This is a genomic window from Amycolatopsis sp. NPDC003676 (genome assembly GCF_053587275.1).
Genome location: NZ_JBSFNS010000034.1, coordinates 26,246 through 46,169, shown reverse-complemented (window position 1 = coordinate 46,169; position 19,924 = coordinate 26,246). Strand labels below are relative to the sequence as shown.

The 19,924-nt window shown below is 69.9% G+C and carries 12 protein-coding genes and 1 pseudogene; 4 read left to right on the top strand and 9 right to left on the bottom strand.

Annotation, left to right across the window (positions count from 1 at the left end; translation table 11 throughout):
* Positions 1 to 542: 542 nt before the first annotated feature.
* From ACWDNU_RS21315 to ACWDNU_RS21300, 4 genes are all read left to right on the top strand, one after another.
* Complete coding sequence (locus tag ACWDNU_RS21315) at positions 543 to 791, top strand: hypothetical protein (RefSeq protein WP_449670185.1); 249 nt, start codon at positions 543 to 545, stop codon at positions 789 to 791.
* Between the two features lie 3 nt (positions 792 to 794).
* Positions 795 to 1,598 carry a hypothetical protein gene (locus ACWDNU_RS21310; protein WP_449670184.1) on the top strand — a complete coding sequence of 268 codons (804 nt, stop codon included), beginning with the start codon at positions 795 to 797 and terminating at the stop codon, positions 1,596 to 1,598.
* 39 nt (positions 1,599 to 1,637) lie between these two features.
* Positions 1,638 to 2,276, top strand: a complete 639-nt coding sequence (locus ACWDNU_RS21305) for a hypothetical protein (protein WP_449670183.1) — start codon at positions 1,638 to 1,640, stop codon at positions 2,274 to 2,276.
* Positions 2,277 to 2,860: 584 nt separating this feature from the next.
* The gene (locus ACWDNU_RS21300) at positions 2,861 to 3,226 is read left to right on the top strand and encodes a hypothetical protein (protein ID WP_449670182.1); all 366 of its coding nucleotides are present in this window, start codon (positions 2,861 to 2,863) and stop codon (positions 3,224 to 3,226) included.
* Here ACWDNU_RS21300 and ACWDNU_RS21295 read toward each other — a convergent pair.
* The 9 genes and pseudogenes from ACWDNU_RS21295 to ACWDNU_RS21255 form a co-directional block, all read right to left on the bottom strand.
* Positions 3,179 to 3,496: pseudogene (locus tag ACWDNU_RS21295) on the bottom strand (WXG100-like domain-containing protein); the annotation flags it as partial. The gene ACWDNU_RS21300 and the pseudogene ACWDNU_RS21295 overlap by 48 nt on opposite strands.
* A gap of 41 nt (positions 3,497 to 3,537) precedes the next feature.
* A complete protein-coding gene (locus ACWDNU_RS21290; protein ID WP_370935823.1) occupies positions 3,538 to 4,308 on the bottom strand; it encodes a hypothetical protein in 771 nt (256 codons plus the stop codon).
* Entirely contained in the window at positions 4,305 to 4,703 is a 399-nt protein-coding gene (locus ACWDNU_RS21285; RefSeq protein ID WP_449670157.1) for a YbaB/EbfC family nucleoid-associated protein, read from the bottom strand. The genes ACWDNU_RS21290 and ACWDNU_RS21285 overlap by 4 nt, the downstream gene beginning before the upstream one ends.
* A gap of 18 nt (positions 4,704 to 4,721) precedes the next feature.
* On the bottom strand, positions 4,722 to 8,006 hold the full coding sequence (locus tag ACWDNU_RS21280) for a right-handed parallel beta-helix repeat-containing protein (RefSeq protein WP_449670156.1): 3,285 nt from the start codon (positions 8,004 to 8,006) through the stop codon (positions 4,722 to 4,724).
* A 19-nt stretch (positions 8,007 to 8,025) separates the two neighbouring features.
* Positions 8,026 to 10,476 (bottom strand): hypothetical protein, encoded by a 2,451-nt coding sequence (locus ACWDNU_RS21275; protein ID WP_449670155.1) that lies wholly within the window; start codon positions 10,474 to 10,476, stop codon positions 8,026 to 8,028.
* Positions 10,477 to 10,489: 13 nt separating this feature from the next.
* A complete protein-coding gene (locus tag ACWDNU_RS21270) occupies positions 10,490 to 10,723 on the bottom strand; it encodes a type VII secretion protein EccB (protein WP_370935827.1) in 234 nt (77 codons plus the stop codon).
* A gap of 17 nt (positions 10,724 to 10,740) precedes the next feature.
* Positions 10,741 to 12,126 carry a type VII secretion integral membrane protein EccD gene (gene eccD, locus ACWDNU_RS21265; protein ID WP_449670154.1) on the bottom strand — a complete coding sequence of 462 codons (1,386 nt, stop codon included), beginning with the start codon at positions 12,124 to 12,126 and terminating at the stop codon, positions 10,741 to 10,743.
* On the bottom strand, positions 12,123 to 16,139 hold the full coding sequence (gene eccCa, locus ACWDNU_RS21260) for a type VII secretion protein EccCa (RefSeq protein WP_449670153.1): 4,017 nt from the start codon (positions 16,137 to 16,139) through the stop codon (positions 12,123 to 12,125). The genes eccD and eccCa overlap by 4 nt, the downstream gene beginning before the upstream one ends.
* Positions 16,136 to 19,918 carry a hypothetical protein gene (locus ACWDNU_RS21255; protein ID WP_449670152.1) on the bottom strand — a complete coding sequence of 1,261 codons (3,783 nt, stop codon included), beginning with the start codon at positions 19,916 to 19,918 and terminating at the stop codon, positions 16,136 to 16,138. Before ACWDNU_RS21255 ends, eccCa begins: the two co-directional genes overlap by 4 nt.
* Positions 19,919 to 19,924 lie beyond the last annotated feature (6 nt).

Sequence of the window (19,924 nt, the reverse complement as noted above, 5' to 3'; positions counted from 1 at the left end):
GCGTGTGGAGGTTGCGGTTCGGGGAGTTCGGCGCGGGGGCTGGCTTTTTGGGTGCGGCGACTGGCGTGTGGAGGTCGCGGTGCGGCGGGTTCGTTGCGGAGGCCGGTTTCTTGGGAGCCGCGACTGGCGGGTGCGGGGTGCGGCTCGAGGGAGTCGGCTTCTTGGGCGCGGCGAGGGGGTCGCGCGGCGGCGCGGTGTTGTCGCGGGCACGCGGGGCAGGGGACGGCTCGGTGCTGATCGGCTTTGCCGGAGTAGCGGCAGGCTCGTTTTTGGATGGCTTGGGGGTGGTGTCGCCCGAGGTCGGCTCCGCAACGGGGGCGGGCTTCGCACTGGTGGCCTGATCCGGTGAGGGGCTCGCGCTTCGACCGGGGTTCGGTGCCGGTGACGGGGCAGGACTGGGGTTGGCCGAGGGATTCGGGCTGGCAGACCGGTTCGGGCTCGGAGCGGTGCTGGGGTTGGGGCTGGTGGATTGGTGTGGACTCGGACTGGCCGTCGTCTGGCTGGGATCGGCAGCGGAGGTCTGAAGGGGAGTCGGGTCGGGGGTGGGCGAGGGCGAGGGGGTCTGGGCGGTGGTGCCCGGTGCCGGGTTCGGGCCGTCGATGGTCGCCTTCGGGGCGGGGCTCGGAGTCGAATCGATGCCTTTGACGCTGGTCGACGTCGCCGGCGGGACCGGCTTGGGCTCCGGGGTGACAGGTGGGTTGGCGGAGTTGGTGGGTCGGATGTTGGTCGAACCTGGGTTGGAGTCCGGGGTGCGGCCGGAAGCGGGGGACGAGTTCGCGTCCGAGGCGTGATTGGTGGCTGGGCTCGGAGAGATGGCCGTGTTCGGGCTGGGCGACGGGTTCGAGGAGACGGTGATGTTCGTCGCGGGGGCCGGGTTGGGGACGGTCTCCAGACCGGGGCGAGTTGTCGGGTTCGACGGGCCGCTCACCTGGCTGGGGCCGGTGGCGGCGGGCGGAGCGGGATCGGTGCTCCGGTTGCCGCCGAAGCCGGGGAGGCCGGTGTCGTGCTGCGGGTTGGGAGCGGGGTTGCCGTTGGTCGCGGGCGGCGAGGAGGGGTGGTTGCCAGCGGAGGGGAGGGTCTGGCCGTTCGAGCCGGTGGAGTCGGGAAGGTTTCCGGTTGTGCCGGAGTCCGGCGTTGCCGGTGCCGGGGTTCCGGCGGTGCCCGGTGGCGGAGTGGGGGTGCCGGTGTTGACCGAGTCCGGTGTGGACGGGGGCGGGGCGGCGTGGTGGCCGGTGCCGTTCCCGCCTTGGTTGGCCGTGCCGGGAGCCGGGTTGGAGCTGGATGCTGGATTGGTGTTCGTACCCGGGTGGGTCGTGGAGCTGGGATTCGGATTCGGGCTGGCGCCCTCATTGCCGGCGGCAGTGCCGGGGCTCTGGTTGCTGCTCGGGCTGGGGGCGGCGGCTGGTGAGGTGGAGTTCTGGTTGCTGCTCGGGCTGGTGCCGCCCTGGTTCTCGGTGCTGGGGTTGGCTCCGGGCGGGTTCGAGCTGGTGACGGGGGTGCTGTGGTTGGTGCTGCCGGGCGAGTCGCTGCCATCGGTGGGGTTGTTGCTGGGCGAGTGGGGGCTCTGGTCGGGATTGCTGGCCGAGCCGCTTTGGTGAGCGTTGTTGCCAGTGGGGTGGGAGACGGGGGTCGAATCGTTGCCGCTGGGGGTGTTCGCGGAGTGGGAACCGTTCGCCGAGTCCTGGCTTCCCGTGGAGTTGGGGCCTGGGGCGGTGGCGTTGTCGGCTGAATGCGAGTTGGTTGGGGAGTTGGAGCCGCTCGCCGAGTCAGAGTTGCCCGTGGTGCTGGGGTTGGGGGAGTTCGCGTTGCCGGTCGACTGCGAGCCGCTGGGGGAGTGGGAACTGTTTGCCGAGTTCGGGTCGCTCGGTGAAGTCGAGTTGCCGGTGGTGCTGGGGTTGGGGGAGTTCGCGTTGCCGGTCGACTGCGAGCTGCCGGGGGAGTCGGAGCTGTTCGTCGAAGGTGGGCTGCCCGCGGGGTTGGGGTTGCCGATTGAAGTGCTGTTGCTTGTCGAGTGCGAACCGGTTGCGGAGTTGGTGGCGTCTGAAGGGTTGGGGCCGCCTGTCGAGTTCTGGCCGCTCGCGGAGTTGGGGCCGCCAGTTGAAGGGCCGCCAGTTGAAGGGGAGTTGTCGGCGGAGTTGGGGTTGCCGGTGGAGGTGCCGCCGTTTGTGGAGTTCGGGCCGCCTGCCGAGGTGGGGTTGCCCGTTGAGGTCGGGTTGCCGGTGGAGTTGCCCGGCGGGGTCTGGCTGTTGGGGGTGGAGTTGCTCGCCGGAGGCTGATTCGTCGTGGTGGAGTTGGTGCCGGGCGAGTGGGCGGTGTTCTGGCCTTCGCCGTGAGGGGTGTTGGTGCCGGAACCGCTGGTGCCGTTCGAACCACCTGAGCCAACGCCGCCTGAGCTGCCAGGGCCGCCTGAGCCACCAGGACTGCCGGAGCCACCAGGTCCGTTGGATCCGCCGGAGCCGCCCGAGCCGCCGGGCCCGGTGCCGCCGGAACTCCCCGAGCCGCTGGAGCCGCCCGAGTTGCCGGGGCCACCCGAGCCGCCGGGACCGCCCGAGTTGGCAGGCGGGGTAGGGCCGTTGACCGGGTCCACCTTGATGTTCCCGGTCCCGTCGCCGCCGGGGTCGTTAGGGCCCTTCGGCTGGCCGCCATCCTTGCCGCCGTTGAGTTTGTCGTGCAGGTTTTGTCCGGCGTGGTGGGCGCCGTGGGTGGCGGCGCCGGATAGGCCGCCGTTGAGGGCTCCCCAGCCCAGGCTGTCCAGGTCTCCGCCGAACAGCCCGGCGCCGGCCAGGCCGACTACTACCTCGGTGGCCGCTTCCACTCCCGCCGCGCCGAAGACGTTGTGGCCCCACTTGCCGAGGCCGCTGTGGGCACCGGCGGCGAACGCGCCGCCGATGGCGCCCAGAGCCGCGTTCTGGCCGATCTGTTTCCAGTCGAAGCCGTCCCGGTTGCCCTGCGCGATCTGGATGAACTCCGCCAGCATCTCCTCGGCCGCCTCTTCGGCGGCTTCCTGCGCGGCCTCTCGCGCGACCCGCGAAAGCAGGCTCATCAACCGCGACATCAGCGAGCGTTCGATCTGCATTACCGCGGTCCGGCCGGCTGCCCAGATTCCCGGGATCAGCGGGGCGGTGAACGGGTTCGTCATCGCCCAGATCAGGTCCGCGGCGGTTACTGCGATCGAAATCAGGATGCCGTATTTGGCGTTTTCTACGTTCAGGGCGTATTCGCGTAAAGCGGCGGCTTGTTGCTGGGCTCGGTAGGAGAAACCGGCGCCCATGGTGCTGAGTTTGTTGGCGTAGTCGGCGAAGTTGGTCGCTACGTCTCCGCCGACGTTGGAGACGACCTGTTCCGCCAACTGGCTGAATCCGGTTCCCGCGGCGGAAATTTGCTGCGCGACTTGATCCCATTCGGCGGCCAGTTCGCGTGCTTTGTCCTCATCGCCCTGCGGCCAGGCGTCGCCCGCGATGATGTAGAACACCCAGTTCAGGCTGGGGTCCACCATGAGGCTCATCGCGGGGTCACCTCCTTACAGTGAACGAAAAATCAGTGTTCTTCCGGGGTGATCGCGGGCTGGGCGGGGATCGACTTCGTCGGGGCCCACCCCGCGCCTTCCACTGGGCGCTGCCAGACCTCGGCGGGCTCCAAGGGAGTGACTTCGCCCTCGGGGGTTTCCATCTTGTCTTCTACCGCATGGACTGGCTTTTCCGAGCGGACGAAGACGGTCGACTCGGTCGGCTGCAGCGGGGTCACGGCCTTCTGAACCGGACGCTCAACCGACAGACGCCTCAACTGCTGCGGTTCTTCGCCCGGCTTCGACGGAATTGGTTCCTCGCCCCGGTCAGGGATCCGCGCCCGGACGCTCTTTGCTGCGGTCCAGCCCTCTTCCTTGCCGAGCAATTTACCTTGGATTCGCACGCCGCGCCGGTATTCGGTCGGGGGTTCCTCGGAGCCAGGGTCGGCCTTGCGGACCTTGTGGTTCAGGTCGGTGAAGTTCTTGAACAGAGCGTTGGAACCGTCGTAAGCGCCCTGGTCGGCCTCACGGAACGACGTCGCCATGTCGCCGATCGCGTCGCGCGTCGCTTCCACTGCGAGCGCCCACGCGTTGATGCCGTTGTAGATCTCGGCCGCCGACTGGATGTGCGTTTTCGAAAACTCGTTGCCGTTCTTGTCGTTTCCGGCCGCGTCCTGGATCCGGCTCGGGTTCGCCAGGCTTTGCACCAGCTGGGCGAGCGTGCGCAGTTCGGCGCTCTTGCCGTCGAAGCCGTCGCGGCCGCCGTCCAGACCGTCGGCGTCGACGAAAAACTGGTCTGTCATGGCAGATTCCCTTCGTCGAATCCCGGCACTCGCGCCGAGAACAGGGCGTTGACGTCCAACTTCCCGCTCATCAGGTCCTGGGCGGAGATGCCCGGCGGCAGCATGGGGGCCATCAGTTCCGCGGCGGCGGCGACGGATTTCTGGCGAGCGGCCGAAATGGTTTGCACGATCACCGAGGCCAGCTCGGCGGGAGCCATGCGTTTGTAGGCGCTGGTGGGGAAGGAAAGTTCGGTCAATTCACCGGTACGGCCGACGGTCGCGGTCACCTCGCGGCGGGCGGAAGTGACGGTGCTGGTGGCGGTTTCGACGTCCTGGCGAGCCTGGTCGAAGTGGTCGCGTTGGTGTTGGTAGGCGGCCATCGCGTCTTCGAGCATCTTTTCGTGCTGAGAACTCATAGCGGTTCCTCCCGAGGGTCAGCCGACCGAGGCCAGGCCGGGGCCTAGGGCCATGGCTCCGGTGTCGGGCGGGCGGATGCCGCGCAGGTCGGCGGCGGCCAGCGTGCGGGACGCGGCGGCGGCCGAGAGCGTGCGGGCGAGCTCATGCGCGGCGTGCGCGGTGTGGTCGGAGGCGGCGGAGAGTTCGTGGGCGAGTGCGTCGCGGACGTCGTCGGGGACCTCGTGGCCGCGTCGGATCAGCAGGCGCACCGCGATTTCGGCTAGTTCGTCCACTGTGTACTCACTGAGTTGCCAGCCGTACGGGAAGGCGTCGCGCAGGGTGGGCAGCTGGGCGAGAAGTTCGCCGACGCGGTCGCTTTCCCCGGTGAACACCACGACGGGATCCGCGGGGCGGCGGGAGACCATTTCGGACAGTGCTTCCAGGGCTTCGATCCCGGGGGTGTGCGGGGAGGTGTCCCAGTCGCCGTCCAGGTCGATGACCAGGGTACCGCCGGAAGCGTCTTCCACCGCGGCGCGGACCAGGTGCTCGGCTTGGCCCGGCCATTGCGGTGACAGCTCTTCGGCGAGGTTGCGGCGAACCAGCTGCCCCGTCGGGGTCATGCCGAATTCGGAGAGGATTTGTGCGTACAGGCTTGCGTATTCGGAACGTCCGGTGCCGCGTTTGCCGCTGATCACCAGGTTTGCCTGGTGGCCAAGCGGTTGCCGTTCGTGGGTGAGGCGGCCGAGCTTGAGCAGCAGCCGTTCGGCGTTCTCTCGGACCGAGTTCTGGCCGACCAGTCCGCTGAGGCGTTTCCAGCCCGCACTGGTTTTCACCGCGGCGGCGGGGTCGGCGGTGACCGAAACGGAGGACTTCGCCGCGGAAGGCAGTTGCGTCAGTTCGGCTTGCAGGTCGTCGGCGGTGAGGCGGTTCAGTTCGATGTCTTTGGACGGCGGATACAGCGCCAGCCGCGACGCCTGGTTGTTCACCATCGCCTCGAACAGCTTGCGCGCGACGCGACCGTTGCCGAACGTCGAATTCTTCGGCACCCGCTCGAAATACTCGCGCAGCGCGGCCAGCGCGTCGTCGGTCATTTCGTAGTAGTGCTTGCGGGTCAGGCCGGTCGTGATGGTGACCAGTTCGTCGACGCTGTAGTTGGGGAATTCGATGGTGCGCGTGAACCGCGAGGCGAGACCGGGGTTCGACTGCAGGAACTGTTCCATCTGCTCGGAATAGCCCGCGACGATCACCACCAGCGAATCGCGCTGGTCCTCCATGATCTTCATCAGCGCGTCGATGGCTTCCTGCCCGAAGTCCGGGCCGGAACCGCCGGTCGGCGCGCTCAGCGTGTACGCCTCGTCGATGAACAGCACCCCGCCGACGGCCTTCTCCACGACCTCGGTGGTCTTGATCGCGGTGGACCCGATGTACTGGCCGACCAGGTCCTGGCGGGCCACCTCGATCATGTGCCCCTTCGACAGGATGCCGAGTTCGGCGAGCACCGTGCCGTACAGCCGGGCGACGGTCGTCTTACCGGTGCCGGGCGGGCCCGCGAACACCAGATGCCGCGACATCGGCGGCATCGGCAGGCCCATCCGCTCGCGCATCTGCGACATCTTGATCAGGTTGATCAGGCCGGTGACTTCCTTCTTCACCCCGGCTAGCCCCACCAGCGCTTCCAAGTCGCCCAGCGGGCCTTCGAGCACTTCTCCGGCGGCTTCGCTCACAGTCTGCTCAGCGACGTCGCTGGTGGGACCGGCCAGCACTTCGAGCGGGCGGGCGGAATCGGTGAGCAGGTTGTCGATGTCCGCGTGCTCGCCGCTCACGAGTTCGCCAGAGGCGTCGTTGACCACGCAATCGCGGATGCTGACCGGCTCGGTGGTTTCCACGTGGAAACCGTCCTCGCCCGCGCCGAGGACCTCGCATTCGGTGAACGAGGCCTGAGCGCCGACGTACACGCCATTGCCTCGCGCATTGCGCACCCGGCAGCGGGAAGCGGTCAACGTTGAGCCCGCAGCGACGGTGATTCCGTCCACTGTGGAGTCGATGATCTCGCAGTCCTGCAAGGAGATTTCCGCGGTTCCGGAAATGTGCAGACCGCCGCCGCGGACCTGCACCGACTTCGCCGAGGACGGCGCGCCGCCAGCGAACGAGACCGCCTGGTCCGCCGTCGAATCGACCCGAATGTCGGTCACCGTCAATCGGGCGTTCTCGGTGACCTGCACCCCGGCTTCCCGGCCAGTGTCGATGGAGGCGTCGGCAAGATCCAAGGTGGACTGTCCGGAAAGGACAATGCCGACACCGCTGTCCGGCGTCATCCGCAGCCCGCCGACGGTCACGGCGGAATCGGCGCTGACCGACAGCGCGGTGTGCGTAGAACCCCGGACGGTCGCGCGTTCGAACCGCGGCCGCGCCTGGTCGTCGACCAGGATCGTGACCGGCGAACCCTCGAAGGTGCAGTCCACGAACTGCGGCGCGGCGGTTCCGGTGGCCTGCACCGCGTTCGTGCCAGCCCCGGCGAACACACACTCGCGCAGCAGCGGTTCAGCAGACGCGGCGATGTGCGCGGCCTGCATCGGTGCCGACCGGAACTGCGACGACGCAACGGAAACCCGGCCCTTGCTGGTCACGTACAGGTCGACGTTCGCGCTGTCCCGCACAGTCAGCCCGGTAATGGTCGCGCGTCCCTGCTGTTCCACGACCATCGCCGGTTTTTGCGCGCCGACGATCTCGCACTGCTCGACAATCGCGACCGCTTCGCCGTTGACACACACCCCGTTGCCCGCCGCGCCCCGCACCGCGCATCGGCGCAGCAGCACCGAACCGGTCTCGGCCACGACCACTCCGGACGACGCGGCGTCGACGATCTCAGTGTCCTCAATGGCCGATTGCACCGGCGAGGCGATTACGACCCCGGCACCGCCGGTGCTGGTCACCGTGCAGCCCCGCAGCGCGAGCGAACCTTCCAGCCGCGCCAGCAAAGTCGCCCACGAATTCCCGGACAGCCGACAGCCGTCCAGCGCCGCCTCGCCGCGTACAACGTCCACAGTGACCAGTTGGTCGTCGGTGCCGGTCAGGACGAATCCGCTCAACTGCACCGCTTCGGCGTTCGCGACGAGCACGCTTCCGGTGCTCGCCACGATTTCCACGGTGCCCGCGCCTTGTTCGGCCACCAGCGACACCATCCGGTCAACCACGAGGTTTTCCTCGTACCGTCCAGGATGGACGCTGATCGTCGCCCCCGGCTGCGCCTGCGCCAGCGCCGCGCCGATGGTTCCGAACGCACCCGGCCGGTCGCCGCCGACCACGAGCAGCTGTCGGTTCATCGTCTCCGCCTCTCCGCACTCACGCCAGGCCCGGGAGCGCCCCGAACCGCTCCGCCGCCTGCTCGTCCATCACGGTCCGGACCAGGTCCTCGCCCGCTTCCGCCCACGTCTCGAGCGTCTGCCGGAGCGAGTTCATCGCCAGCTCGTCCAGCGACGCCCGGTCGTTCGCGACCCGGCCGGTCTCGTCGATCTCGCTCGCGGTCAGTTCCCGCAGCAGCACCGCACCCCGCGCGCCCGCGGCCGGTTTGCGTGTCTCGAGCACCTTGAAGCTGGTCCCCGGCACGAACAGCACCCGGTTCTCGACGCCGCCCTCGCTCGGTTCCAGCAGTTTGGTGCGCCGTCCGGTGATCGACCACGCCAGCACGTCCGTCTCGCCGTCCACAGTGGACGACGGCTGGGTCAGTGCGTTCAGGAAGCCCCATTCGGTCAGCACTTTCCGTCCGTCCAGCAGCGGCCAAGCGGACGGCGGCAGCTCGGTGGCGAAAGTGGCCGGACCTCGGTGCGAGGGCAGCCTGCTCAGCCCGGCTACGACGCATCGGGCGACCGGCACGTGCGGACCGTTCGCGCCGCGACGCAGCCCGGCATCGATCGTCGATCCCTTGGGGGACAGGTAGAGCTGCACGGCGACCGCGTCGGTCAGCACCTCAACCGAGGACGAGGTCGACAGCACGCCTTGGAAACCTGGGTGTTCGGACAGGATCCGCGCGACGGTGTTCGACATCAGGCCGTACTCCGCGCCGAGCGATTTGCGCAGCCACTGGCGTTCCTTGTCCGCGCCGCGTTTGGGCAGCAAGGCGGTCGATTCCGCGCCGGGGGTTTCCTGGAAACGCAAGTCTGCCGGTGCTTTCGCCGGTTTCGGTGCGGGCTCCGCTTTGGCCGCGGGTTCCGTCTTGTCCGAAGTGGACACCGGAATCGCGGGCTTGGCGACCTGTGGTTCGACGGGCTTGGCCGGTGCGACATCGGCCGGGGCAAGGTGCGTGAGCGGCTTCGCTGCCGGAGGAGCAGCGGAGACCTTGACCGGGGGCTCTGCGGGAGTTTCCGCCGGAGCTACCGGAGCACTGACCGGAGCAACCGGAGCCGCGATCGCCCCAGGAACCTCCGTAGGCGCAGCGATCCCCAACGCCGCCGGAGCCGCAGGCAAGTAAGCCGCCGGAGGAGCCGCGGCAACAACCGGGGCCGGATTCCCAGCCTCGATCGCCTCCAACGCCCGAGTCACCACCCGAGGCCGCGCACGCTCCGCAAGCAGCGCCGCGGCGGGCAACACCCGGCTCATCCGGCGAGTCTCCTCGTCGAGCCGCGCCAGCAAATCCTCTGCCAGCAACCGCATCCGCGACACCGAACCCTCGTCGGCCGCGTCAAAGGTGAGGTTGTGCACCGCGGCGTCGAGAGTGATCTCGCGGATCGCGGCCGACGAAGGACCGTCCTGCGGCGGACGCACCAGCAGACCCGACTGCACGACCTCGACTACCGCGTCCGGCGAGTACCAGTACACCGCCGGAGAGACCTGGTCGAGCCCGTGGATCGGCGGGCGGTGCGACAGCAGCTCAGGCAAGACGGAAGCCGAGCCGGGTTCGTACCCGAGTTCGGTGGTGAACGGACGCCAGCCAAAGCGTCCGTCGTGCATCACGGTCCGCAAAGTCGGCAGCTGCGGCGAACCGACCGGCACGCCCGCGTAGAACGCGACCGGTTTGCCGAGCAGATCCGCCAGCGCCTGTCCGATGGTGGCCTCGCCGGGCACCGACATCGGCCCGTACTGCACGAACCGCGCCTTGGCCCGCACCTTCTCGGGCAGCTGGACCCACAGCCGGGCCGCGTCGTCCAGCGTCAGCGGCGGACAGCCGGGGCAGCCCAGGACGATGGTCATGGTGTCGTGCTGGGCGGGCATCCGGGAGATCAGCGCCTTGCGGTGGTGCCGCTGGGGCCCGTCGAAGCCGACCGGACGGACCCACAATCCGCCGGGCAGCGGTTCGGCGACCCCGCGCGAACTCGTCGGCGTCAGCTCGGCGGCGATGCCGGAATCCCAAGCCGGGCGCGGGAACCGCTTCGCCTCCCAGGCCGGCGGGCGGCCCGGCCGGAAGCGCACCCAGCCGCCGCCGCGTCCGGCGTGGACGAACAGCGCGCCGCCCGCGCTCGGGATCACCGAACCGTCCGGCGCGAGCACCGGGCGGTTGATCCGCTCGGCCAGCCACTGGCCGGCCAGCGCGGTCGTCTCGCGCGAGCGGCCGCCGATGACCAGCCGGACGCCGCGCCGCCGCCGGGGGAGCGCCTTGGCCACCGATTCCCACATCGCGATCGGCGAATCGACCGGCAGGTCCACGACGACGAGGTCATGGTCGGGATCGGCCGCGACGCCGAGCGCGAGCGACTGCGCCTCGCCGGTCATCCCCTCCGCGAGATGCACGACCAGCGCGTTGCCCACGGTCTTCTTCTCCAGAGCGCCGTCGTCGCGCCGGATCAGCGAAAGCTCCATGGCTGCCTCCTTCTCAGACTCGGCGGCCGACGGCCGGGGCCGCGCCGCCGGTGTGGTGCGCGATCAGCCCGTACACGAAGAACCCGACCGCGATCAGCAGCCCGAGGACCAGCCCGACCAGCAGGCCCACCCAGGCCCGCCGGGCGGGCACGTCGAGGTGGCTCGCGTCGCCGAGCACCAGCGCCGAGGTCATCCGCCCGATCAGGAACGAATACGCCTCGACGTGGTCCTTCTGCGTCTGCACCATGTCACCCCTCCATCGCTTCAGGAAGTGAGCCCGACGGCCCACGCGTAGACGCCGAACAACTGCAGCAGGATCGGGATCATCGCCACCGCGCTCAGCGTTTCCAGCCAGTTCGCCAGGTGCCCCCAGATCGGCAGCAGCCGCCGCGGCGGCGGGCGCAGCATCGCCAGCAGGAGCAGGAAGAACACCAGGCACAGCCCGGCGAGACAGGTGCCTCGCCACGGCGTCGGCAACGGCTGGATCAGCGACAGCCCGAGCAGCACCAAGCCGATCGCCCCAGCGGCGGCGAGCGGAACCCGTTGCCACACACCGAGCAGCGCCCGCGAACGCATCAGCACCGCCGCGGACACCAGCCCGCCCAGGATGGTCGGGAACAGCCCGTGGCCGACCAGGAACGGGAAACAGCCGACGAAAACGGCCGTGGCGGCAAGGCAGGCGATGGTGAGGTAGCCGTCGGCGTACCCGGTCTGGTGCACCATCTGCGCGGCGGGCATCGGCTCGATGTCGTACTGCAGTTCCCCGGCCGAACGCGGCAGCTGCGGACCGCGGATGCGGGCGAACCGGATGCCGATCCGCGGTGCGAACACCATCAGCCCGACCAGCACGAACGTCACCAGCCCTGCCGCCTGCTCGGTGGTGAACCCGGCACCGAGATGCAGCCACAGCGAAAGCGCCCCGGCGAGCCCGGTCGCGACCACCGCGCCGAACGGCACGAACGGGATGGCGTGCGACCACGCCGCTCGTCCGCCGAGCACGAGACCGCCAGCCAGCGCGAACGTCAGGCAGCCGGTCAAAATCGGCGCGCCCTGCAGGTCGAACGCCGAATCGAGTCCGGCCACCGCGACCGCACCGGCGAGGAACGCGAACGCACAGCCGCCGAGCCCGAGCAACGTCAGCAGGGCCTTGTCTTCGGAACGCACCCCGGTCGCTACCGCCGCGACGAGCAGGCCGAGCGACACCACGCCGCCGCCGATCGCGGTCAGCCCGGCCGAACCCGGGTAGAGCAGCACTTTGGCGAGCACCGCGAGGGAGAAGATCGCGAACCCGAGGAACAGGCCGCGGTTGAACTCCGGACGCCAGCGGCCGGGGTGCCGGCTCACCGCGGTGGCCATGCCGTCCGCGATGTCGTCGAAGTCCAGCTCCGGCAACGGATCCGCGCGAGGGCGGAGGTGGAATTCCTCGCCCTCCTTCCAGTCCAGCGATTCCGGCGTGCCCGACGCGTCCAGCGGCTCCTCGCCGAGCCGCTGCAGCACCCAGCCGTCGCCGAGGTCCTCCCGGCTGCCGGTGTGCTCCAGCAGCACGGGCAGCAGGCTGGTCAGCGGGACGGACATCGGCACCGCCAGGTCCGCCCGGCCCTGCGGCCCGTACACGGTGATCCGGCACAGTTCGCCGGTCGACGCGGTCATCGCACGCCCCTTTCCGTCGTCGCGAGCGGGGACCAGCCCTCGCCGGCCCGGTCTTCTTCCGCGGTCGCGGTCTGCACGAGCTTCACGCCGCGGCGGGTCACCAGCTGCGCGCGGCCGGCGGGCAGCTGGCGCGGGGCCGCCTCGCCGAGGAACTTGCCCTCCTCCTTAGGGTAGGAGAACACCACGCCCGGGCTGCCGAGCTCCCAGATCCGGCGGACCACCGAGTCGCTCAGCGCGCGCATCGCGCCCGAGGTGCTGCGGCTGAGGATCAGGTGGAACCCGATGTAGGAACCCTGCGACAGCAAGGACAACAGCGGCTCCAGCGGCGAACCCATGCCGCTGGTGAGCAGCTGATAGTCGTCCACCACGAAGAACAGCCGCGGGCCGGTCCACCAGTCGCGGCGCTTGAGCCGGTCCGCGGTGATGGTCTGGTCCGGCACACGCGGGGTGAGCGAAACGCTGGCCTGCTGCGCGAGTTCCTGCAGCGCCTCGGTGGTGGTCGCGTACCCGACGCGGTATTCCTCGGGCACCTCGACGTCCAGCTGGCGGCTCGGGTCGGCTAGCACGATCTTCGCCTCACTCGAGGAATAACGCGCCAGCACCGACCGCAGCACCACCCGTAGGAGGTTGGTCTTGCCGGTTTCGTTGTCGCCGAAGGCGAGCAGGTGCGGAGTGGCCGCGAAGTCGTGCCACACCGGCAGCAGCCGTTGCTCGTCCTGGCCGAGCGCGATCCGAAGGTCGCCGTCCGGCGCGGGAAGCTGCGCCATCGGCAGTTTCGCGGGCAGCAGCCGTACTGACGGCGCGGGTGCGCCTGGCCAGAACAGATGCACCTCTTCGGCGACCGCCTTGGCTGCGGCGGCGAGATCGTCGGTGTTGCCGCTGCCGTCCATCCGGGGCAGCCCGGCGAGGAAGTGCAGGCCGTCTGGAGTGAGGCCGCGGCCCGGCTGGTTCGGCACCGTTTTCGCTTTGCGCGAGCCGATTTCCGACTCCATCGGGTCGCCGAGCCGCAGTTCGAACCGCGTCTGCAGCAGGTCGCGCAGGTACGGCCGGATCTCCGACCAGCGCGTCGCGCCAATCACCACGTGCACCCCGAACGACAGCCCGCGCGAAGCCAGCTCGCCGATCTTCTGCTCCAAGTCGCTGTAGTCGTTCTTGAGGCTGTACCAGCCGTCGACTACCAGGAAGACGTCGCCGAACGGATCCTCGATCTGGCCGCTGCGGCGCAACGCTCGGTAGGCGTCCATGGATTCGATGCCGTGCTCGGAGAACAGCGTTTCGCGGCCTTCCATGACCTGCGAGATTTCCTCGATGGTCCGGACGACCCGGTCGCGTTCGAGCCGGGTGGCGACCGAACCGACGTGCGGCAGCCCGGACAGCGACATGATCCCGCCGCCGCCGAAGTCCAGTCCGTAGAACTGGACCTCCTGCGGGGTGTGCGTCATCGCCAGCGCCAGCACGAGGGTGCGCAGCAGAGTCGACTTGCCGGTCTTCGGCCCGCCGACCACCGCGACGTGCCCGGCCGCCGACGAAAGGTCCGCCGTCAGCAGCTCGCGGACCTGCTCGAACGGCCGGTCGATCATCCCCATCGGCACCCGGAGCCTGCCCCAGTGCGCCGGGTCGGCCACCGCCATGCCGCGCACCGGATCCGGCGTGACGCTCGGCAGCAGTGAATCCAGGCTCGGCGATTCGGCCAGCGGCGGCAGCCACACCTGGCGGGCCGCCGGACCCGCGCCGGTCAGCCGGTCGATGAACGCGTCGGCGAGCGTCGGCCCGCCCGGAACGGCGGCTTCCAGAGCGTCCACATCGGACTGCTTCTCGGCCGGTTCCGGCTCGTCGTCGCGGATGATCAGCTTCGCCGGATGGGACTCCGTGCGGAACGGGACGACCTCGCGGCTGGCCCGCGCCGCGGCGACCGCGGAGTTCTCGCCGTTGCCCGCGGGGACCGGACCGGAGACGTAAGCGGCCTTGAACCGCACCAGGTTCGTGGTGTCGATCTTCAGGTAGCCGTTGCCTGGTTCCGGCGGGAGTTCGTAAGCGCTGCCCGCGCCGATCACGCTGCGGGATTCCATCGAGGAGAAGGTGCGCAACGCGATCCGGTACGACAGGTGACCTTCGACGCGGTGGATGCGGCCCTCGTCCAGCCGCTGCGACGCGAGCAGCAGGTGCACGCCGAGACTGCGACCGAGGCGTCCGACGGAGACGAACAGCTCCATGAACTCCGGCTTCGCGCTCAGCAGTTCGGAGAACTCGTCCACCACCAGGAACAGCGTCGGCATCGGGGCCAGCTGTTCGCCGGCCGCGCGGGCCTTTTCGTATTCGTACAGCGACGGATAGCCGCTCGCGCGCAGTTGTTCCTGGCGGCGCACCATTTCGCCGTTGAGCGAATCCTGCATGCGGTCGACCAGCGGCAGTTCGTCGGCGAGGTTGGTGATCGTCGCCGAGGTGTGCGGCAGCCGGTCCATTCCGAGGAACGTCGCGCCGCCCTTGAAGTCGACGAGCACGAAGTTGAGGATTTCCGACGAATGCGTCGCGGCCAGCCCGAGCACCAGCGTGCGCAGCAGCTCCGACTTGCCGGACCCGGTCGCGCCGATCAGCATCCCGTGCGGGCCCATGCCGCCCTGCGCGGATTCTTTCAGGTCCAGTTCGACGATCTCGCCGTCCTCGGTCACGCCGATCGGCACGGACATCCGGGCTCGCTGAGCTGCCCGGGGCCGCCACTGGCCGGGGATGTCGAAGGTGTGCACGTCCTTGATGCCGAGCAGCGCGGTCAGTCCGAAGTCGCTTTCCAGCGGCTGGTCGGCGATCTCCAGAGTGCCACTGGTCCGCTTGGGCGCGAGCAGCCGGGCGAGTCCTTCGACCTGGGTCACCGACAGCTCGTCGCGGGTCGCGGAACCCACTCCGCTGCCCGCCGGGAACTCGACCAGACCGTCCTTTGTGGTCAGCCGCAGCACTTTCGGGCCGCCGGGGAGCGCGCCGGTGACGTCCAGCAGGACGACGTTGCGCAGCCCCGCGCCGACCAGCCGCGACGACTCGGGAATCGTCGCCAGATGCGCGACGATCACCACGAACGGCTCGGTCGTCGTCGGCCCGACGGTCTTGTCGTGGTCGTCGCGGTCGGCCACGTCCGGGCCGAGGAGGTCCATCAGCTCGTCATGGTCGGCAGCCAGCAGCCGGAGCGGGCCCGCCGCGTCACGGAGGGCCGGATGGTTGTTGTGCGGCAACCACTTCACCCAGTCCCACTGCGCCTGCGCGGCTTCGGTGGTGAGCACCGCGAGCCGCAGTTCGTCCGGCGAATGGAAGGCGACCAGCTGCGCGAGCATCGCCCGGACCAGCGCGACGGCCGCTTCCGGGTCACCGTCGAACTCGACGCTGGTGAAGCTCCGCAGCCCCACCGCGGTCGGGATGCCGGACAGCGTGCGGTAGGTCTCGGTGAAGCGGCGCAGCGAGATCGCCGACAGCGGTTCGAGGTCCTCGATCGGCTTGGTCACCGGCGGCACCAGCTCCAGTGCCGACTGCTGCGTGCCCAGCCCGATCCGCACCCGCGCGAAGTCCTCGTGGCTGATCCGGCGTTCCCACAGCCGCGGGCCCATTGCCAGCGACCACAGCGAATCCGGGGACGGGTTGTTCCAGGCCACCGCGTGCCGCTGGTCCTCGGCGGTCGAACGCGCCCGCTCCCGGACCTGGCCGATGTAGCGCAGGTAGTCGCGCCGCTCGGCCTGCATCTTGCGCTTGCGTTCGGCGGCCGCGCGGGAGAGCTGCCCGAGGCTCATCGCGATCATGGACACGCCCATGCCGCCGCCGATCACGTAGGTGAACGGCGAACTTCCCGCGACTCCCGAGAACGCCAGCACCATCACCAGCGACCCGATTGCCATCGGCAGCATCATCAGCAGCGAGTTGAAATCGCGCGCCGCCGGTTCCGCCATCACGGGCGGTTCTTGCAGTTCTTCCTGGCCCTCGGGCATTTCCGGGCCCGCGGCGCGCGGGCCCCGCTTGACGGTTTCCGTGCTCATTCGAGCACCCCCGGGGAGCTGCGCCGGGCCGGCTTGCCCCAGGCCGCGTCGTCCTGCCGGAGCAGATCGGCCATGGTGCGTTCCTCTTCTTCCTCGGTCTCTTCTTCCGCCGTGTCCGCTTCGGGCTCCGGGGGTTCCGGAGCGTCGCCGCAGGTGGGCAGCTCGTCGGGAACGACCTCGGCCGGTCCGCCGCGGACGCGCTGGTAGGTGCCGAGCGCGGGTTCCTCGCCGGCTTGGGTCGGCCGCCACGGTTCGTCGGTGCGCTGGAGGAGGTCGGTGGCGATTTCCTCTTGCCGGTCGTCTTGTGCCGTGGTGACCGGCAGGAGGGCGGGGAGGAATTCGGCGGTGCCTACGTCCCAGGCCGAGGTGTCCTCGTGATCGAGGGGCTGCACGACCGCGATGCGGACGAGGTCGGTGTCGTCGCTCGTGGCGGCCCAGCCGGTGTTGGCGGGTGCGTCCACAATGGACTGAGGTGCCCAGAGCTCCTGGACTCCGGTGAGCAGCCCGGCGGAGTCCGGTCGTTCGGGGGTGCTCGTCCCGTCGCTGACTGGGGGGACGACTGGCGGGACGATCGGGATGCCAGCGCCGGTCGCCCAGCCTGCCGAGGGGCTTGGCGGGGTTTCGCCTTGTGCGCTGGGGTCTCCGATGCCTGCCGGTGTGCTTGTCGCCCAGGGTGCTTGGACGTCGCCGAGCAGTCCGGCCGAGTCGGGGCGTTCGGTGGGTGTCGCGTTGCCGGTGTTGCCCGGTGGGGTCATCGGCATTCCGGGGCTTTCCGGTCCCTTCGCCGGGGTCCAGCCGGTTGAGGTGCGCGGGGGAGTTTCCCCTTGTGCGCTGGTGCTTGCTGCCCAGGGTTCCTGGACGTCGCCGAGCCGCCCGGCCGAGTTGGGGCGTTCGGCGGGTGTTCCGTTGCCTGCGTTGCCCGGCGGGACCACCGGCATGGCAGGAGCCCAGTCCGCGGATTCGCTCGGCGGCGTTTCCCCGGACGCGCTCGGATCGCCGACGCCACCAGGCAGATCGGCCGTCCACGGCTCCTGGACGTTGCCGAGAAGTCCGGAGGAATCCGGTCGTTCGGCGGCGGGTGTGTTCAGGCCGCTGCCGCCGCCCATGCCGCCCGGCGGGACCATTGGCGGGGTTCCCGAAGCTGGGAGTTGCTGTTGCTCGTGGTTGGTGACGGGGTCGGGAAGCTTGGGCAGGTCGCTTTCGCCGAGCCCTTTCACCCCAGGGCCGACCGGCTCACTGCCCGGACCGCCCAAGCTGTTGCCGCTTGCTCCGGGGCCGTCCAAGCCGTTGCCGCTCACTCCAGGACCGCCCGCGCCGTCGCCGGTTCCGCCGCCTGCGGTGGGCGGCGGTGCCCACTTGGCGGAGGTGAGCGGGGGTGTGTCGCCGTGGGCGTCGGGGTTGCCGATGCCGTCGGGCGGTGCGCTCACCCACGGCTCCTGGACGTTGCCGAGGAGCCCGGAGGAGTCCGGACGCTCCGCAGCGGGCGTGTTCAGGCCGCTGCCGCCGCCCATGCCGCCCGGCGGGACCATCGGCGGCGTTCCCGAGGCCGGGAGTTGTTGCTGCTCATGGTTGCCGACGGGGTCGGGCAGCTTCGGCAGGTCGCTCTCGCTGAGCCCCTTCACCCCGGGGCCGACCGGCTCACTGCCCGGCCCGCTCAAACCGTCGCCAGTCCCGCCGCTCGCGCTGGGCGGTGGTGCCCACTTGGCCGAGGTGAGCGGGGGTGTGTCGCCATGGGCGTCAGGGTTGCCGATGCCGTCGGGCGGCGCGCTCACCCACGGCTTCTTGATGTTGCCGAGCAGCCCGGAGGAATCCGGCCGCTCCGCGGCAGGCGTGTTCATTCCGCTGCCGCCGCCCATGCCGCCGGGAGGCACCATCGGCGGAGTCCCGCCCCCGGGAACCTGCTCGTGGTTCCCGACCGGATTCGGCAGCTTCGGCAGATCGCTTTCGCCGAGGCCCTTGATCGCGCCCGGACCGCTGTCGCCCGGTCCGCCCATGCCGTTGCCGCTCGCGCCAGGGCCGCCCACGCCGTCGCCGGTTCCGCCGCTCGCACCGGGCGGCGGCGCCCACTTGGCCGAGGTGAGCGGTGGCGTGTCGCCGTGGGCGTCGGGGTTGCCGATGCCAGCCGGAGGCGGGCTGATCCACGGCTTCTTGATGTTGCCGAGCAGCCCGGACGAGTCCGGTCGTTCCGCGGAAGGCGGGTTGAGCCCGCCACCGCCGCCCATGCCGCCCGGCGGCATCATCGGGATGCCGCTGCCGCCGGGATTCTGGTTGCCCGGAGGATTGCCGATGCCCGGCGGCAGGTGCGCCGGGTTGAGCGCGTTGTTCGCCAGGTTGCCGCCGGAGTCTCCCGGGGGCGGCGGGATCGCCGCGGGGTTCACGTGTCCGGACCCGCCCGAGCTTCCCGGCGGGGCGGGGATGGACGGCGGGTTCACGTGTCCGGACCCGCCCGAGCTTCCCGGCGGGGCGGGGATCGACGGCGGGTTGACGTGCCCGGACAGGTTGTTGCCGGACGCCCCGGGCGGGGGCGGGATCGACGGAGACTTGAGGTTGTTCCCTCCCGGAACATCGCCCGGCGGCGGGGAAACCTTCGGCGGCTTCACGCTGCCGGAATCGCCCGGCGGCGCGGGAATCGACGGCGGTTTGACCTCCGAACCCGGCGGCTTCTGCAGGTTCGGCGACTTGTTCCCGCCAACCCCGTTGGGCGGCGGCGGAATGGAAGCAGCCGTGATCGGAGGCGGCGTGCCGTTGCCCCCGGGACCGTTGACGTCGCCCGGCGGCGGTGACACGAGGGCGTTCTTCAACGGCGGCGGCACATCGCCCCCGCCAGGACCGCCAGGACCGTTGACCCCGTTGGGAGGCGGCGGAATCGCGGCCTTGTTCACCGGCGGCGGAGCACCGTTGCTGCCGCCCGGCGGAGGAGACACGGGCGGCGGTTTCGGAGTCGGCGGCGGCTGCGTCACCGGCGGTGGCGGCGGAGAAGCAGGCGGCGGGGGAGGAGTCACCGGCGGCGGAGGTGGCGGCGGCGTGGGTGGCGGGGGAGGAGTCGGCGGTGGCGGAGGAGGCTTGGGCGTATTGCCGTCACCACCGCCGGGAGTCGGCGGCGGGGTCGTCTTGCCCGCGTTGACGTGCACGGTGTTGTACTTCTGCGCGAGCTGCCCGCCGACCTTGCGCATGTCGTTGGTCATCATCTCGACGGCCTCGGGGAACTGCGAGATGTACGCGCGCCCGTCGCTGAGGTGGTATTTGCTGCCCTGGGCGAGGACCTGGCTGGCGTAATAGCTGTCGATGTAGCGGATCGTGTCCTGCGCCCACTTGAGATACGCCGCGGAGTTGACGAGGTTGTTCGGCACGTTGTTCGACCCGCCGCCGTCGCCGATCCGGTCCGCCAGATCGGAGAACTTGTTGCCCAGCGCGGTCATCATGTCCTTGAACTTCGTCGCGGCGTCGCCCTTCCACGGACCGTCGGGTCCGGCGAGGGCGGCGGTCTGGTCCTGAATGGACTGAGCGACCATCGCGAGGTTCTGCTGCGTCTCCTGAAACACCCCGGCCGCGTCCTGAAGCGACTGCCAGTTGACGTTGCCGTAGGCCTTGTCCCGGTTGTCCTGGCCGCCCGACAGCGAACCGCCGCCGAGGATCGCCGCTTCGATCTGCTTCCACGTCAGGCCGTCGAAATCCTTCGACGGGTCACCAGTGGTGTTCTGGTTGCCGGTCTGCGTGGTGTCCGGCCAGACCCCGTTGTCGTCCGAGGTGAACCCGTGGGTGTTGTTGTCGTCCGCCATCTTCCC